General features: G+C 73.0%; 10 protein-coding genes. 5 read left to right on the plus strand and 5 right to left on the minus strand.

From position 1 onward, the window contains the following. Positions 1-400 precede the first annotated feature (400 nt). The 4 genes from ACTG9Q_RS08180 to ACTG9Q_RS08195 all read right to left on the minus strand — a co-directional run bounded on the left by ACTG9Q_RS08180 (position 401) and on the right by ACTG9Q_RS08195 (position 8,246). Entirely contained in the window at positions 401-3,910 is a 3,510-nt protein-coding gene (locus ACTG9Q_RS08180; RefSeq protein WP_455572043.1) for an FkbM family methyltransferase, read from the minus strand. 130 nt (positions 3,911-4,040) lie between these two features. Further along, positions 4,041-5,558, minus strand: a complete 1,518-nt coding sequence (locus ACTG9Q_RS08185) for an amidase family protein (protein ID WP_455572044.1) — start codon at positions 5,556-5,558, stop codon at positions 4,041-4,043. A 13-nt stretch (positions 5,559-5,571) separates the two neighbouring features. Then, positions 5,572-6,915 (minus strand): type I glutamate--ammonia ligase, encoded by a 1,344-nt coding sequence (glnA, locus tag ACTG9Q_RS08190; protein ID WP_455572045.1) that lies wholly within the window; start codon positions 6,913-6,915, stop codon positions 5,572-5,574. A gap of 17 nt (positions 6,916-6,932) precedes the next feature. Further along, positions 6,933-8,246, minus strand: a complete 1,314-nt coding sequence (locus tag ACTG9Q_RS08195) for an MFS transporter (protein WP_455572046.1) — start codon at positions 8,244-8,246, stop codon at positions 6,933-6,935. 50 nt (positions 8,247-8,296) lie between these two features. Here ACTG9Q_RS08195 and ACTG9Q_RS08200 point away from each other — a divergent pair, with 50 nt between their 5' ends. From ACTG9Q_RS08200 to ACTG9Q_RS08210, 3 genes are read left to right on the plus strand one after another with little or no spacing between them, the layout of a single operon-like run. Further along, on the plus strand, positions 8,297-9,259 hold the full coding sequence (locus ACTG9Q_RS08200; protein ID WP_455572047.1) for a GlxA family transcriptional regulator: 963 nt from the start codon (positions 8,297-8,299) through the stop codon (positions 9,257-9,259). A 51-nt stretch (positions 9,260-9,310) separates the two neighbouring features. Next, complete coding sequence (locus ACTG9Q_RS08205) at positions 9,311-10,003, plus strand: LppX_LprAFG lipoprotein (RefSeq protein WP_455572048.1); 693 nt, start codon at positions 9,311-9,313, stop codon at positions 10,001-10,003. A gap of 1 nt (position 10,004) precedes the next feature. After that, on the plus strand, positions 10,005-11,555 hold the full coding sequence (locus tag ACTG9Q_RS08210; RefSeq protein ID WP_455572049.1) for an MFS transporter: 1,551 nt from the start codon (positions 10,005-10,007) through the stop codon (positions 11,553-11,555). On the opposite strand, the gene ACTG9Q_RS08215 is transcribed toward ACTG9Q_RS08210, so the two are convergent. Next, complete coding sequence (locus ACTG9Q_RS08215; protein ID WP_455572050.1) at positions 11,539-13,014, minus strand: alpha/beta hydrolase; 1,476 nt, start codon at positions 13,012-13,014, stop codon at positions 11,539-11,541. The two genes, ACTG9Q_RS08210 and ACTG9Q_RS08215, sit on opposite strands and share 17 nt — an antisense overlap. Positions 13,015-13,263: 249 nt before the next feature. Between ACTG9Q_RS08215 and secA2 the strand changes: the two genes are divergently transcribed. Beyond that, the gene (gene secA2 / locus ACTG9Q_RS08220; RefSeq protein ID WP_455572051.1) at positions 13,264-15,606 is read left to right on the plus strand and encodes an accessory Sec system translocase SecA2; all 2,343 of its coding nucleotides are present in this window, start codon (positions 13,264-13,266) and stop codon (positions 15,604-15,606) included. A gap of 53 nt (positions 15,607-15,659) precedes the next feature. Then, entirely contained in the window at positions 15,660-17,378 is a 1,719-nt protein-coding gene (locus ACTG9Q_RS08225; RefSeq protein ID WP_455572052.1) for an NAD+ synthase, read from the plus strand. Positions 17,379-17,428: the final 50 nt, after the last annotated feature.

The raw sequence follows: 17,428 nt of genomic DNA on the forward strand, positions 1-17,428 counted from the left end.
CCAGAATCGAAATCTGGTCAAAAATATACTCAAAGGAACCCAATTGAACGGGTTCACTTCATAAAAGCTCTACTGGCTTTTATCGGCACACTGTTGAGTTCTCAAACAACACACGCACATCCGACAGCTTAGGCGGATGAACCGCAAAGCCATCAGAGGCTGATATTGCCTCGCTTTGGTTTTGCCCACCGACCTATCCGTGGAGGACCGTAAGATCCTTACCGGAAGTTCTGGCTCGGGCAACGACGCACAACGTTACTCGGTTCGATTCGCGGTGTCAACCCGCTCGACCCGGCTAGAGTTTCCGTCTCGTTCAGGCTCTCAGGCCCTCTTCGTTCCGGCGCTCCGTGCGACATGGAGAAAGTTACGCGGCCTCGATCCACTAAGTCAAATCGGCTGGTCAGCGGCCTGCGACCGGTCGGAGCCACAGCGTGCGCACCGCCCCGGACAGCACCTCGTCGAGCACGTCGTCAGGCGCGACGGCGCGGTCATCGCCCACCCGCACCAGCTCGTAGCCCCAGGTGCGGAACTCCCGCAGGACCACTGCGGGGTCGTCCCCAAAACCACTGGTCAACGGCCCATCGATAGCGACGATCACGTGTGGGCGGTCCTTGCGGAGCCTGCGCACGAGACCGCCGAGAATCCGGTGCCCGCGGCCGGGAACATCCACTTTCACCACCGACAGGCGCTGCCCTTCGGCACCCCCGACCGACTCCATCTCGCGGTCCAGCCTGGCGCCCGGGAGCGCAACTTCAGTCGGTGTGGCGGTGGTCACTGTTTGCGGATCTTGAGGCGCGACCCGGTAGCCGCCCCCGGCGGCCGGGCTCGCCACCAGTGCCGCTGGACCGTCCCAGGCGGCGACCTCCAGGACCGCGAGCCGCTCGGCGATCGACGCGCCGACGTTGGAGGAAACGTTGTGCCGCAACAGCTTCACCGCGTCCGGGTCGGGTTCGACGGCGACCACGGTCCCGCTGGTGCCCAGTCGCGCGAGGACTCGCAGCGAGTGGTAGCCGACGTAGGCGCCGACATCCAGGAACACCGATTCGGGCTCGATCAGCGAGTCGACCAGCTCGGCGACGTCCGGTTCCCACACGCCGTTGCTCGACAGGACCGCGGACATGACGCTGTCCTGCGCGGGCAGCCGGATCAGGCCCGCGTCACAGAGGACCAACGAGCTGGGCACGTCGACCACGTCGTCGGCCTCGACCCGTTCGTGCTGCCTGACCACGACCCTGCGCAGGGCGTCTGTGGCCCGCAGGGCCTGATCGGCCGACCAGCGACTGAGCTCCAGCGAGGTGTCCCGGTCGGTCAGCTCCCGCGAGAGCCGTTCCTCGAGCGCGCCGATGCGTGCCTGGCTGGTCTCCAGTGCCTCGGTGAGCGCGCTCACCTGCTCCGCGACGCCCGAGTCCCCAGGTTTGCTCGGGTTCCTCCGCACCAGCGCGGCGAAGTCACCCACGGTCCGAACGCCGTCGGCGACCTCGGCACGCAGCCGGGACACCTCCTCGCCGGTGGCCATCACCTGCCTGCTGAGCTGGGTGTTGCGGTCCACGACAAGGTCGAGGTCGGCGCGGAGCAGGTCGGTGTCGAGGTTCGCGCCCGCGGAGGCGATCCGGTCCTGGCGGTCGACCAGTCCCGCGGCTGTGCGCTCCATGCTGTCCAGAAGCGAGGACATGACCCAGGTCAGGTGCGCGTCGTAGTGGTTGAGCACCCGCAGGACTCCGCGACGCAAGGCAGGCGCCATCGGGATGCGGTGTCCCACGTCGACGTCCGGTTTGCGCAACAGCGCGTGCCGGGCGGCGAGCAGAGGTCGCAGCGGGTCTTCCTCGGTGGCGGAGGCCAGTGCCCGGCCTGCCCGCCATCCTCGGTAGGCCAGCTCGACGCGCCTGCGGACCGCTCCCCCGGAGACCGAGAGCGAGAGGGCTTCCGACAGGTGCGTGCGCGCGGCGACGCCCACCTTGTCCGCCGTCGCGGCGTCGTCGGCGAGTTCGCGGAACGCGCGCGTCACCAGCTTGTCCGCGCTGTCGGCCGGTAGCGCGACGCAGCCGTCCCCGCCCAACAGCTCGGCGGCCAGGCCCCCGGTGATGGTGACTATCGGAACACCGCGCAGGGACGTCGCTATGAGCCAGTCGTACACCCGGGTCAGTTCCGGGTCGTCGGAGTGGTGCAGCGACACCGCCCAGGTGGCGGCGTCTATGGCGCGCGGGAACCGGTCCTCGTCGGTGACCAGTCGCACCCGTGGGTCGCTGGCGGAGGTCAGGCGGAGGCGTTCGGCGGCCTCACTTCGTGCCACCGGTTCCGGTACCAGGAGCACCAGCCGGGCGTCCTGGCGCTCGGGGAAGGCCGCGGTGAACGCCGCGATCACGTCGTCGGCCCGCTCGGCCATGGCGACGAAGACCGGACCGTCGCCCAGGCCCAGAGCGGCGCGGGCGGCGTCGGGGTCGTCGCGGGCGCCGGGGTCGGCGACCGGGAGCGGGACCGTGTGGGTGGTGATCCCGTCAGAGGCCGGGGCCAGGGACGGCCAGGGCAGCCAGCGTTCGGCGATCTCCTCCGGAAGCGGCCCGACGGTCTCGCGCACGGCGATCACGTGCCGATGCCGCGGAGCCGTCGCCATGGCATCGCAGAGCAGGACGACCGGGTAGCGGCAGTCGTCGGCGACCGGGACGCCGGAGGCCTCGGCGGCGCGGCGCACCCGGTCGGCGAGGACGCCATCGCCGAGCACGGTGACGCCGATCTGGTCGAGGAGCGCGACCTCGCCGGGGACGCCGGGGATCGCGCGCTGCGGCAGTCCGCCTTTCAGGACGCCGTCGGTCGCGCACCAGGCACGGTAGGCGGGGGCGACCGGGTCGGGGAAGCGGGAGCGCAGGTCGGGGCTGTCGGCCCAGACCGCGGCGGCCCAGCGGCTCACGCCCGGGTGCGCGGGGTCGGTTTCGCAGGCCCAGTGCAGGAACTCGGTGGGGTCGGCGGACGGCCGGTGGTCGAGCGGACCGCGGCGCGCCGTGCGGAACGCCGAGCGCAGGGGCGCGGGGATCTCGGTGCCGTCCGGCAGGCAGCCGAAGCGGACGATGGGGGTCGTCGGCGCGATGTCGAGCTCACCCGCGTACTCGGCGCAGAGCCTGCCGAGCAGGGGGAACTCCGAGAGCAGGATGCGGGGGCGGTCGGTGATGCCCGCGCTGAACAGCCAGGGGCGGTTCGGGTCGAAGTCGGCGAAGTCGACCGTGCGCAGCGGGGCGCCCGCCGCGGTGAGCGTGTTGTCGGCGGTCTTGGCCAGCGGGCGCTGGGCGGCGTTCCACAGCGACAGGCCGAGGCCGGGGTCGCGCAGGACCCGGTGGTCGACCAGGGCGGGGGCGCCGTCGAGGACCTCGGCGGCGCGGGCCGGGTCGGCGACCGCGGCGTCGGCCCAGGCATGCAGGAAGTGCTCGGCGCCGGGCGCGGCGACGATCAGGCCACTGTCGTATATGCCCGCGGCGCGCAGGTCGGCGGCGGTGGGGCGGAGCCCGTCGTCGGGCAGCGGGCGCAGGACGCGCGGGACCAGGAGCAGGGCGGCGTCGCCGAGCGCGGCCAGGAGCGGGTCGGCCATCGGGGCGTAGACGCGGACGTGCGGGTCGAGGAGCAGGACCGGGCTGTCGTGCTGGGCCAGCAGCCACTCGATCAGCCGGGGGCGCAGCGCGGCGGCGGCTTCCCGCGCGGTGTGGCCGATGGCCAGTACGGCCAGGTCAGCGGCGGTGACGCCGATGTCGGCGGGGCGCAGGACGCCGGGTTCGGCGTCGGAGTCGACCACGAGCAGGGCGAACCTGGCGCCTGGGTGGTGCTCGAGGTGGGTGCGTTCGGTGATGCGGGCGGCGGGGAGGTCCGCGGCGGCCGCCACCGTGCAGGCGATCACCAGCGGGCCGGGCGGGGACGCGTCGGGCACCGGGCCAACCTAGTGCGTCCGCGGGTCGACGTGTCGCCCCCCAGACGGGCGAAGTTGCGGTGGGCGAGTTGTCCACAGGGCTGGGAGTGACCGTCGACAGCGCTTGGGGGCGGTGGGCAACCTGGAGGAGTCAGGTCGGGATGGCCGGGAGGAACTCCGGGTCGCGGCGGGCCTGGACGTGCCGCTCGAACGCGGCGGCGAGGACAAGGAGCCGGTCGTCCTGGTGGGCGCCGGAGAGGAAGGTGATGCCCATGGGCAGTGGGCCTGCCGACCCCGCAGGGACGGTGATGGCCGGGTAGCGGGCGACGGCGGCGGGTGTGGCCGAGTCGACCGGGGAGCCGGGGGCCCCGGTCACCTCGGCGGGCCCGCTGGTCGGGGCGGCGATGGCGTCGAGCCGGTGGGCGGCGACGGTCTCGTCTATCGCGGCGCGGGCCAGCCTGGTGGCGGCTGGCCGGTGGTCGCGGTGGCGCGGGTCGGCGTCGAGGGCCAGCTCGAAGATGTCCTGGCTGAACTGGGACAGCTCAATCGGGTCGACACGGTTGAACTCGACCAGTTCGGACAGGCTCGCCGGAGCGTCCGGGCGCGTGCGCAGGTACTCCTCGAGCGCGCCTCGGAACTCGGCCACCACGGCGAGCCAGGACAGTTCGTCGATCTCGTTGACGTGCGGCACGTCGACGTCCACACAGATGGCCCCGGCCTCGGTGAGGGCGTTGACGGTGTCGGCGAGGACGCGGTCGGTGAACGGGTCTCCCGGCCGTCGCCAGATGCCCAGCCGCAGGCCGCGCAGTGCCGCGGGAGTGGCTCGTGCCACGAGCCCGGCGAGGTCGAGACCGGTCCGATCCCGGTCTGCCACCCGACCCGCCGCCTCCCCGGCGCGCGCAGCCCGCTCGCCGCCGAACGGTGTGCGTCCCGCCCGGGCGGGACGCGCACCGGGCCGGGTGCTGCCCTCGTGGTGGTCGGTGAGGACGGCGAGGGTGATGGCGGCGTCGGCGACGTGGCGGGCCAAGACGCCCGCGGTGTCCTGGTGCGGGGTGATCGGGATGATGCCCTCGGTCGGCAGCAGGCCGCCGGTGGGCTTCAGGCCCGCGACCCCGCAGTAGGCCGCGGGGCGGACGATGGAGCCGTTGGTCTCGGTGCCGATGGCCACCTGGGCCAGGCCCGCGGCGACGGCGGCGGCCGAGCCGGACGATGAGCCGCTGGGGTTGTGCGCGAGGACGTGCGGGTTCGCGGTCTGGCCGCCGAGTGCGGACCAGCCCGAGACCGAGCGGGTGGAGCGGAAGTTGCCCCACTCGGAGAGGTTCGCCTTGCCCAGCACGACCGCACCGGCGGCGCGCAGGCCGCGCACGACGGCGGCGTCGCGGGGTGCGCGGGAGCCCGCGAGGGCGCGTGATCCGGCCGTGGTGGGCAGGTCGGCGGTGTCGATGTTGTCCTTGAGCAGCACGGTGACGCCGTCGAGGGGGCCCAGCGGCGAGCCCGCGGCGGCGCGGTCGTCGCTGGCCTTGGCCTGGGCTTCGGCGTCCGGGGCCACGGTGAGGACGGCGCGCAGGAACGGGTCGACCTCGGCTATGCGGGCCAGGCAGGCGCGGGTCTGCTCGAGCGCGCTGGTCTGGCCTGCCTGGCGCAGGCGCTGGAAGGTGGCGATGTCCACCTGTCCGAGCCTGTCAGAGGACGGGCAGCATCGTGCGCAGTTCGTACGGGGTCACGCTGCGGCGGTAGGCGTCCCATTCGGTGCGCTTGTTGCGGAGGAAGAAGTCGAAGACGTGTTCGCCGAGGGTCTCGGCGACCAGCTCGGAGTTCTCCATCTCCGCCAGGGCCTCGCCGAGGTTCTGCGGGAGGTGGGAGTAGCCCGCCGCGCGGCGTTCGCCGTCGGAGAGCGACCAGACGTCGTCCTCGGCGGCCGGGGGGAGTTCGTAGCCCTCGGCGATGCCCTTGAGGCCCGCGGCCAGTATCACCGAGTAGGCCAGGTAGGGGTTGCACGCGGAGTCCAGCGAGCGGATCTCGACGCGGCGGGAGGACGCCTTGCCCGGGGAGTACATCGGGACGCGGACCAGGGCGGAGCGGTTGGCGTGGCCCCAGCAGACCGCGGAGGGGGCCTCGCCGCCGACGATGAGGCGCTTGTAGGAGTTCACCCACTGGTTGGTGATCGCCGAGATCTCGCGGGCGTGGCGGAGCAGGCCCGCGACGAACGTCTTGCCGGTGGCCGAGAGCTGGTAGGGGTCCTCGCTGTCGTAGAAGGCGTTGCGGTCGCCCTCGAACAGGCTGACGTGGGTGTGCATGCCCGAGCCGGGCTGGTCGGTGAAGGGCTTGGGCATGAAGGAGGCGTGCACGCCCTGGGTGAGGGCGACCTCCTTGACCACGTAGCGGAAGGTCATCACGTTGTCGGCCATGGTGAGGGCGTCGGCGTAGCGCAGGTCGATCTCCTGCTGGCCGGGGGCGCCCTCGTGGTGGCTGAACTCCACCGAGATCCCCATGGCCTCCAGGGTCTCGATGGCGTGGCGGCGGAAGTGGGTCGCGGTGGCGTGGCTGGCCTGGTCGAAGTAGCCGCCGTTGTCGGCGGGCACGGGGGCCGAGCCGTCCGCGGGCAGGGTGCTGAGCAGGAAGAACTCGATCTCCGGGTGCACGTAGCAGGTGAACCCGGCCTCGCTGGCGCGCGAGAGGGTGCGGCGCAGCACGTGGCGCGGGTCGGCCCAGGAGGGGGCGCCGTCGGGCATGGCGATGTCGCAGAACATGCGCGCGGAGTAGGGCTCGCCGCCGGGGGTCTCCCAGGGCAGGACCTGGAAGGTCGACGGGTCGGGCTTGGCCACCATGTCCGACTCGTACACGCGGGCGAAGCCCTCGATGGCCGAGCCGTCGAAGCCGATGCCCTCGGAGAAGGCGCCCTCCAGCTCGGCGGGGGCGACGGCGACCGACTTGAGGAAGCCCAGCACGTCGGTGAACCACAGCCGGACGAACCGGATGTCGCGCTCTTCGAGCGTGCGCAGGACGAAGTCTTGCTGGCGATCCATACCGCGCAGCGTAGACATCACCGGGTGGCGGGCGCTTCCTCAGCCGGTCGGTGTGACTTGATCCGCAGGGAGAGCGCGGCGGCGACCGCGCAGAGCCCGCCCGCGATGTACCAGGCGCTGTCGTAGGAGCCGTGGTGGTCGCGGATGACGCCCGCGCCGAGGGCGGCCACGGCGGCGCCGATCTGGTGGGCGGCGAACACCCAGCCGAAGACGATGGGGCCGTCCGCGCCGAAGACGCGCCTGCACAGCACGACCGTGGGTGGGACGGTGGCGACCCAGTCCAGGCCGTAGAAGACGATGAACGCCCACATCGGCGGTTCGGTCGTCGCGGCGAACAGGTGCGGGAGGACGAGGAGGCTGGCGCCGCGCAGGCTGTAGTAGGCGACGAGCAGCAGGCGGGGGTCGACCCGGTCGGTGAGCCAGCCCGAGGCGATGGTGCCCGCGATGTCGAACAGGCCGACGAGGGCGAGCAGGCCCGCGGCGGTGGTGGCGGGCATCCCGTGGTCGTGGGCGGCGGGGACGAAGTGGGTGCCGATCAGGCCGTTGGTGGACGCGCCGCAGATGGCGAAGCCACCGGCGAGCAGCCAGAACGTGCGGTGGCGCACCGCGGTGCGCAGGACGAGCAGGGCGCGGGCGGCGCTGCGCCCCGTGGTGGGGGCGGGCGGGGGCGGGGCGTCCGGGTGGGCGCCGAGGGCGGTGGTGCCGACGTCGGCGGGGTGCTCGCGCAGGGCGAAGACGACCAGGGGCACGACGGCCAGCGCGCCCACGCACACCGCGAGGGACGCGGTCCGCCAGCCGTGGGAGGTGGACAGGTGGGCGACCACGGGCAGGAAGACCAGCTGGCCCGCGGCGCCGCCCGCGGTGAGCACGCCCGCGACCAGGCCCTGGTGGCGGACGAACCACCGGGAGGTGACGGTGGCGACGAAGGTCAGCGCCATCGCGCCGGTGCCGACGCCGACGCAGACACCCCACAGGAGCAGCAGCTGCCAGCTGGAGGTCATGAACACCGTCAGGCCGCTGCCCGCGGCCACCAGCAGCAGGGCGCTCGCCACGACGCGGCGCATGCCGAGGCGGTCCATGAGCGCGGCGGCGAAGGGCGAGACCAGGCCGAAGAGCAGGAGGTTGAGCGACACCGCGGCGGAGATCGTCGCGGTGGACCAGCCGAACTCCTGGTGCAGGGGGTCGATGAGCACGCTCGGGGCCGCGCGGAAACCCGCGGCGCCGACGAGGGCGACGAACGCGGTCGCCGCCACGAACCAGGCCCAGTGCGGGCGGCGGGCGGGCGCGACGGGCTCCTTCAGGTGGGTCACGGCGGTGAGCTTGCCCAGCATCGCGCTGATCGACTAGTGGCCTGATTGCCAATATGTGTCAAGATCTGGCCATGGCGCATCGCGTGGTGGTCCTGGCGGTCGAGGAGGCGGTCGGGTTCGACATGTGCATCCCGCCGCAGGTCATGCGCGCCGCGGTGGATGACGAGCAGCGCCCGCTCTACGACGTGGTGGTGTGCGGGGTGGACGCCAAGCCGGTCCGGATGACGGCGGGGTTCAGCGCCGTGCTCGACCATGGTCCGGAGGTGTTGGCCGAGGCGGACACCGTCATCGTGCCGGGCACGATGGCCGTCGGGCCGCGCCACCTGGGCACCCTGTCCGCCGACCTCGCCGCGGCGCTGGCGTCGGTGCGGCCGGGCACCCGGATGATCTCGATCTGCACCGGCGCGTTCGTCCTGGGCGCGGCCGGGCTGCTGGACGGGCGGCGGGCCACGACCCACTGGCGGTTCGCTGAGAAGTTCCGGTCGCTGTACCCACGCGTGGACCTGGACCCGGAGGTGCTCTTCGTCGACGAGGGCGACGTGCTGACCTCGGCGGGTCTGGCCGCCGGGCTGGACCTGTGCCTGCACGTGGTGCGCTCGGACTTCGGCAGCGGCCCGGCCAACCGGGCGGCGCGGTACTGCGTGGTGCCGCCGTGGCGGGAGGGCGGGCAGTCGCAGTTCATCGACCAGCCGCTGCCCGGTGGCGATGGCGGCGGGGTGTCGGCGACCCGGGCGTGGGCGGTCGAGCACCTCGCCGAGCCGCTGGACCTGGCCGCGCTGGCCGCGCACGCCCGGATGAGCGTGCGCACCTTCTCCCGCCGCTTCCGGGCCGAGACCGGGGAGTCGGCCGGGACCTGGCTGATCCAGCAGCGGGTGCGCCGCGCGAAGCAGCTGCTGGAGGGCACGGACCTGCCGGTGGACGAGGTGGCTCGCCGCTGCGGGCTGGGCACGGCCGCGTCGCTGCGCCAGCACCTGCGCACGGCGATCGGGGTCTCCCCACTCGCCTACCGCAAAACTTTCCGCCCGGCGCCCTGATCCGGTGGCGCGCCGCGCTGTTCTCAGGTTCGGCGGCCTACCATTCCCGGCATGGTCACGCGCCGAGGTTTCGTCGGGATGCTTGCCGTGGGGTTGGCGGTCGGATTGGCCGCCGGGTGCACGTCGTCGGGGGACGAGGCGGTCGCGCTCCCGGACGGGGCGCAGGTGCTGCGCGAGGCGTCGGAGGCGAGCAAGCCGATCTCCACCGCGCACTTCGCCCTGACGGTGAACGGCACGGTGGCGGCCATCCCGGTGCAGGCGGCCGAGGGCGACCTCACCCGGGAGGGCGCGGCCAAGGGCACGGTCAGGCTGACGCTGATGGGCAACCTGTTCGACGGCGAGTTCGTGTTCGTCGACGGCAAGCTCTACATCAAGGGCCCCACCGGCGGCTGGCAGCAGCTGCCCGCGATGCTCGGGACCAGCCTGTACGACCCCTCGGCGATCCTGGACCCCGAGCGCGGCGTCGCGCACGTGCTGGCGACCCTGAGGAACCCGCGGACCGTGGCCCGGGAGGACGTCGACGGCGTGTCCACCGTCAAGGTGGTCGGCACCTCGACCCGCGAGGACGTCTCCGCGCTGGTGCCCGGGGCGACCGCGGACGTCGAGATGACCGTGTGGGTCCGCGAGGACACCAAGCAGCCGGTGAAGGCGTCGGTGTCGCTGCCCGGCGACGGCGGGCCCGCCACCGTGGACCTGGTGCTGTCCGATGTGGACAAGCCGGTCACGGTGACCCCGCCCGCCTGAGGTGACCACAGTGGACGCCCCGGCCCGGGGCCGCCGGGTCGCCATCGCCGCGGCCGGGCTGGCCGTGCTGCTCGGCGCGCTCGACACCTACGTCGTGGTCAGCGTGATCCGGCAGATCATCGAGGACCTGCGCATCCCGGTGAACCGGCTCGAGCAGGTCACCCCCATCGTGACCGGCTACCTGCTGGGCTACATCGCGGCGATGCCGCTGCTGGGGCAGGCATCCGACCGGTTCGGGCGCAAGCTCGTGCTGCACGTGTGCCTGGCCGGGTTCCTGGCGGGCTCGGTGATCACCGCGCTGTCGGCGGACCTGACCGTGCTGGTGGTCGGGCGGGTCGTGCAGGGTGTGGCCAGCGGGGCGCTGCTGCCGGTGACGATGGCGCTGGTGGCCGACCTGTGGAGCGAGCGCCGCCGGTCGGCGGTGCTCGGCGCGGTGGGCGGGGCGCAGGAGCTGGGCAGCGTTCTCGGTCCCCTGTACGGGGTCGCGGTGGCCGGCATTCCGCTGTGGACGAACACGCTCGAGATCTCGGGTTGGCGCGGCGTATTCTGGGTGAACGTCCCCCTCGCCGTGCTGGCCATGATCGCCGTCCAGGTCAGCCTGCCCGCCCAGGCCCGTACCCCCGTCCGCGTCGACGTGGTCGGCGGGCTGCTGCTGGCCTCGGCGCTGGGGTTGGCCGTGGTCGGGCTGTACAACCCCGACCCGCGTGCGGGCGTGCTGCCGTCCTGGGGCGTGCCCGTGCTGATCGGCGCCCTCGTGGTCGCGGTGGCGTTCCTGGTGTGGGAGCGGCGCGCGACGACGAAGCTGATCGACCCGGCGGGCGTGGCGATGCGGCCGTTCCTGGTCGCGCTGGGCGTCTCGGTGGCCGCGGGCGGCGCGCTGATGGTCACCCTGGTCAACGTCGACCTGTTCGCCCAGACCCTGCTCGGTCGCGACGACCGCGGCGGGGTGCTGCTCCTGCTGCGCTTCCTGGTGGCGCTGCCGATCGGCGCGGTGCTCGGCGGCGTGCTGGCGGGCCGCCACGGCGACCGGGTGGTCACCGTGGCGGGCATGGCCGTCGCCGGGGTGGGCTACCTGCTGATGTCGTCCTGGCCGCGGGATGTGCTCTCGGCGGGGTACGCGCTGGGCCTGCCGCGGCTGGACACCGACCTGGCGATCGCGGGCTTCGGCCTGGGGCTGGTGATCGCGCCGCTGTCGGCCGCGGTGCTCAAGGCGGTCCCGGCGCGCGAGCACGGGGTGGCGTCGGCCGGTGTCGTCGTCGCGCGCATGACCGGGATGCTGGTCGGGGTGGCGGCGCTGTCGGCGTGGGGGCTGCACCGCTTCCACAGCCTGACCGCGGACCTGGCCGTGCCGCTGCCCTTCGGCAAGGACCCGGCGGTCGCCGCGCGGGAGCTGGCCGAGTACCGGGCGGCGGTCGACGCTGCCCTGCTGACGCAGTACACCGAGATCTTCCTGATCACCGCGGTGGTGTGCGCGGCGGGCGCGGTGCTGGCGCTGTGGCTCGCGCCGCGGCGGGGCGCGGTGGCGCGGGAGCCGGTCAGCCCTGGCAGGTGACGTCCTCGGCGGGCAGGGTCAGGTCCAGGAAGTACCGGACGCCGATGTCGTCCACGCAGGGGTCGCGCTGCAGGAAAGCGGTGTGCTGGACGGCGTCGTAGGTGAGCAGCCGGGCGTCGAGGGCCTTGGCCAGGTTGACGCCCGCCTGGTACGGGGTGGCCGGGTCGCCGGTGCTGGAGACGACCAGGACCTGGGGCAGGCCGTCGACCTCGGGCTGGTGCGGCTCGGCGGTGTTGGGCGCGGGCCAGAAGGCGCAGGTGTCCAGGGCGGGGATCGGCGGGTCGGTGCCGGTGAGGAAGGAGCCCCTGGTGGCCTCGGCGACCTCGGCGGTGAGCTTCTCGACGGTGGCGCGGTCGGTGATGCGGGGCTCGTCCACGCAGCGGACGGCGACCAGGGCGTCGGTGGTGTTGGAGTACTCGCCGTTCTGGTCGCGGCCGAGGTAGAGGTCGGCCAGGAACAGCATCTGGGTGCCGTCGCCCTCGGCGAGGCCGTCGAGGGCGGCCTGCAGGATCGGCCAGGTCTGGTCGTCGTAGAGGGCCGCGGCGATGCCGGTGACGACGTCGGAGGCGGACAGGGCCCGGTCGCCGACCGGCAGCGGGTCGTCGTCCATCGCCTCGATGGCGGTGGTGAGCGCGTCGTCGTCGCCGATGGCGCAGTCCGAGCAGCTCGCGAAGAACTCGTCGAGGGCCTTGTCGAAGCCCTTGGCCTGGCCGATGGACTGCTGGGCCGGGTCTTCCAGCGGGTCAACGGCGCCGTCGAGGATCATCGCGCGGACGTTGGCGGTGAACGCCTCGGCGTAGGCGGTGCCGATGCGGGTGCCGTAGGAGTAGCCGAGGTAGGTCAGCTTCTCCTCGCCCAGGGCGGAGCGCAGGATGTCCATGTCCCGGACGACGTCGCGGGTGCCGACGTTGGCCAGCACCTCGTCGCCGCCGCTGCGCTGGGCGCACTTGGCGGCGAAGTCCTTGTTCTCGGCCTCGACCTCGGCGACGGTGTCCTCGTCCGGCTCCAGCCGGTCGGCGTCGGTCTCGGCGGCGGTCAGGCACCGGATCTGCGGCTCGCTGACGCCGATGCCGCGCGGGTCGAAGCCGACGAGGTCGTAGGACTCGCCCAGGGCCGTCCGGGTGAACCGGGGGGCCATCGACACCGCGGCGGCCATGCCGGACACGCCGGGGCCGCCGGGGTTGACCACCACGGAGCCGACCCGCTCGCCGGAGGCGGGGATGCGCAGGACGCCGACGCGGATCGTGCGGGCGTCGGGCTTGGCGTAGTCCAGCGGGACGGTCAGCATCGCGCAGCGGGCGGCGCGGTCGGAGAAGGTCGCGCGGCTCATGTCGTCGTGGATGAGCGGCCTGCAGTCCTGCCAGGTCAGCGGCTGGGCGTAGAAGGTCTCCAGGCCAGAGGGGACCGGGCCGACCGGGCCGAGGCGCTCCACCTGGCCCGCGCTCGGGGTGCCCGCCATTCGCGCTGTACAGGCCGTGAGCAGCGACAGGACGACCAGAAACAGGACAGTTCGCACCCGGGACACCGCTCCAGTGTGGCAGCGCCGAGCGGCGGAGAGGGCCGACGGGGGCGATCCTGTTCACCGGTGCGCGGAACTCACCTGTCATCCTCCGGCGTTAGGTGGCAGGGTTCGAGAATCGCGGCAGGGTGTCAGGCGGTGTCATGACGACTCCGCCTGACACAGGCGACGGGAAGGTGGCCATCGGACGTGGCTGGGTTGCTCACACGGGTCAAGGGCCGGTTCCAGCGGTTGCTGGAGCGGCCCGCCACCGTCGACCTCAAGAAGTACGCCGACGTCTTGGCCTCGATCGAGTGGCGGGAGGAGCGGGTCGCCAAGCTCGACGACGCCGCGCTGACCGCCGCCGCCGAGGAGCTGCGCGGGAAGGCCGCGGGCGGGCTCGACAGCCAGGGCATGGTCGAGCTGTGCGCGCTGGGCCGGGAGGCCGCGCGGCGCGGGATCGACGAGCGGCCCTACGACATGCAGCTCATCGGCGCGATGGAGCTTCTGCACGGGCGCGTGGTGGAGATGGGCACCGGCGAGGGCAAGACGCTCGCCGGGGCGCTGGCCGCGGCCGGGTACGCGGTGCAGGGCCGGTCGGTGCACGTCATGTCGGTCAACGACTACCTCGCCCGCCGCGACGCGGAGTGGATGCGGCCGGTGTTCACCCTGCTCGGGGTGTCGGTCGGGTGGGTCACCCAGGACTCCAGCCCGCGGGAGCGGCGCGACGCCTACGCCATGGACGTCACCTACGGCGCGGTGAGCGAGATCGGCTTCGACGTGCTGCGCGACCGGACGGCCGCCGAGGAGGCCGACCTGGTGCAGCGCGCCCCGGACGTGGCGCTGGTCGACGAAGCCGACTCGGTGCTGGTCGACGAGGCGCGGGTCCCGCTGGTCATGGCGGGGGCGACCGACGGCGTGCAGGACGACCACGAGGTCGCCGCGGTCGTGCGGACGCTGCGCCCCGGCGCGCACTACGAGCGCGACGAGGACAACCGCAACGCCTGGCTGACGACCCGCGGCGCCGGGATCGTGGAGAAGGCGCTGGGCAACATCGACCTGTACTCCGGCGAGCACAGCGACCGCCTGGCCGCGGTGAACGCCGCCCTGCACGCGCACGCCCTGCTGGAGCGGGACGTGGACTACATCGTCCGCGACGGCAAGGTGCAGCTGATCAACACCTCGCGCGGGCGGATCGCGCTGCTGCAGCGGTGGCCGGACGGGCTGCAGGCGGCGGTGGAGGCCAAGGAGAAGCTCAAGCGGACCGAGAGCGGCGAGGTGCTGGACTCGATCTCGGTGCAGGGCCTGATCGGGCGCTACCAGCGGGTGTGCGGGATGACGGGCACGGCGTCGGCGGTGGCCGAGCAGCTGCGCGAGTTCTACGACCTCAAGGTCGCGGTGATCCCGCCGAACAAGCCGTGCGTGCGCGAGGACGAGCCGGACCGGGTCTACGACACCGTCGAGGCCAAGGAGAAGGCGCTGCTGGCCGAGATCATCGAGGTGCACGGCACCGGGCGGCCGATCCTGGTCGGCACGATGGACGTCGCCGAGTCGGAGCGGCTGGCCAAGAACCTGGTCGATGCCGGGGTGGACCCGGTGGTGCTCAACGCCAAGAACGACGCCCAGGAGGCCGCGATCGTGGCCGACGCGGGCGCGCACGGCGCGGTCACGGTGTCCACCCAGATGGCCGGGCGCGGCACCGACATCCGGCTGGGCGGGGCCGAGGGTGACACCGAGACGCACGACCGGGTGGCCGAACTGGGCGGGCTGCTGGTCGTCGGCACCGGCCACTACACCAGCAGCAGGCTCGACGACCAGCTGCGCGGCCGCTCCGGGCGCCAGGGCGACCCGGGCGGCTCGGTGGTCTTCACCAGCCTGGCCGACGACCTGGTGCTCCAGTACGCGCCAGAGGCCACGCCGGGCGCGGAGCCCGACGAGGACGGCAGGCTGGCCGACGCCACCTCCGCGCGGTTCATCGCACACGCGCAGCGGGTGGCCGAGGGCGTCAACCTCGACATCCACCGCAACACCTGGCGCTACACCCGGCTCATCGAGCACCAGCGGGCCATCGTCCTGGACTACCGCGACGACGTCCTGCGCACCGACCTGGCCGCGCGCCAGCTCGAGGAGCGCAGCCCGCAGCGGTGGTCGGAGCTGGCCGAGAAGCTCGACGAGGACATGCTCACCGCGGTGGCCCGCCGGATCGTGCTGTTCCACCTGGACCGGCGCTGGTCGGACCACCTGGCGTTCCTGTCCGACGTGCGCGAGACGATCCACCTGCGCGCGCTGGCCAGGGAGACCCCGATCGACGAGTTCCACCGGGCGGCGATCGGCGAGTTCAAGGGCCTGCTCAAGGAGGTCGCCGAGCTGTCGGTGGAGACCCTGGACACCGCCGAGGTGACCGCGGACGGCATCGACCTCGAACAGGCCGGGCTGCGCCGCCCCAGCTCGACGTGGACGTACATGGTCCACGACAACCCGTTCGACTCCGACGCCGAGCAGGCCCTGCAGCGGGTCCGCGCCGCGATGCGGAAGGTGAAGGCCAAGGGCTGACACGCCCGTCACATTTTCGCCTCCCAGGCGAAAACGTGGAGGAGGATGACCACATGCCGCAGCTACGCATCGCGCTCGCCCAGGTCAACCCGACCGTCGGCGACCTGGTGGGCAACGCCGCCGCGGTCGTGCGGTGGACCCGCACGGCCGTGGAGGCGGGCGCCCACGCCGTCGTCTTCCCGGAGATGGTGCTGACCGGGTACCCGGTCGAGGACCTCGCCCTGCGCGAGTCCTTCGGCGAGGCGTCCCGCGCCGCGCTCGCGGCCCTCGCCCAGGCGCTGGCCGAGGCGGGCTGCGGGGACGTGCCGGTCTGGGTCGGCTACCTCGACCGGGACCAGGTGGGCCCGCGCAACGGCGCGGCCGTGCTGCACGGCGGGACGGTAGCCGCCCGCCAGTTCAAGCACCACCTGCCCAACTACGGCGTGTTCGACGAGCACCGGATCTTCAAGCCGGGCACGACGCTGGAGGTCGTGCGGGTGCGCGGGCTGGAGATCGGCATGGTGATCTGCGAGGACGTCTGGCAGGAGGGCGGGCCGGTGGCCGCGCTCGGCCGGGCCGGGGTCGACCTGATCGTCTCCCCCAACGCCTCGCCGTACGAGCGCGCCAAGGACGGCGCCCGGCTGCCGCTGGTGGCCCGCCGCGCCCGGGAGGCGCAGGCGCCGCTGGTGTACGTCAACCAGGTCGGCGGGCAGGACGACCTGGTCTTCGACGGCGATTCGATGGTGGTGGCCGCCGACGGCACGCTGCTGGCCCGCTCGCCGCGGTTCGTCGAGCACCTGGCGCTGCTGGACCTCGCCCTGCCCGGCGGGGCGGGCAGGGCGGACACCGACGTGGTGGACGACTTCGCCGTCCGCCGGGTCACGCTCTCGGCCGAGCCGCTGCCCGCGTACGCGCCGCGGCACCCCGGCGAGGTGGCCGAGCCGCTGCCCGAGGAGGCCGAGATCTGGGCCGCGCTGGTCACCGGCCTGCGCGACTACACGCACAAGAACGGCTTCCGCTCGGTGGTGCTGGGGCTCTCCGGCGGCATCGACTCGGCGGTGAGCGCGGCGCTGGCCGTGGACGCCCTCGGCGCGGACGCGGTGCACGGGGTGTCCATGCCCTCGGTGTACTCCTCGGAGCACTCCCGCTCCGACGCCGCCGACCTGGCCGAGCGCACCGGCCTGCACTACTCGGTGCAGCCCATCGCCGGGATGGTGGAGGTGTTCGTCGGGCAGCTGGCGCTCACCGGGCTGGCCGAGGAGAACGTGCAGGCCCGCTGCCGGGGCGTGACGCTGATGGGCCTGTCCAACCAGCACGGCCACCTCGTGCTGGCCACCGGCAACAAGACCGAGCTGGCGGTCGGGTACTCCACCATCTACGGCGACGCGGTGGGCGGGTTCGCGCCCATCAAGGACGTCCCCAAGACCGTGGTGTGGGACCTGGCGCGCTGGCGCAACGCCGAGGCCGAGAAGCGCGGGGAGGTCCCGCCGATCCCGGAGAACTCCATCGGCAAGCCGCCCTCGGCCGAGCTGCGCCCCGGCCAGGTGGACTCCGACTCGCTGCCCGACTACGCGCTGCTCGACGCCGTCCTCGACGACTACATCGAGGGCGACCGCGGCTACGCCGACCTGGTGCGCGCCGGGTTCGAGCCGGAGCTGATCGACCGGGTGCTGCGCATGGTCGACCGCGCCGAGTACAAGCGGCGCCAGTACCCGCCGGGCACGAAGATCACCTTGAAGGCGTTCGGCCGCGACCGGCGCCTGCCGATCACCAGCGGCTGGCGCGAGGGGTGATGTGAACTCCGTCCCAACGGCACGCGGCGAGCACGATCGCGGTGTCACGC

This window comes from Actinokineospora lacus, from assembly GCF_053813445.1.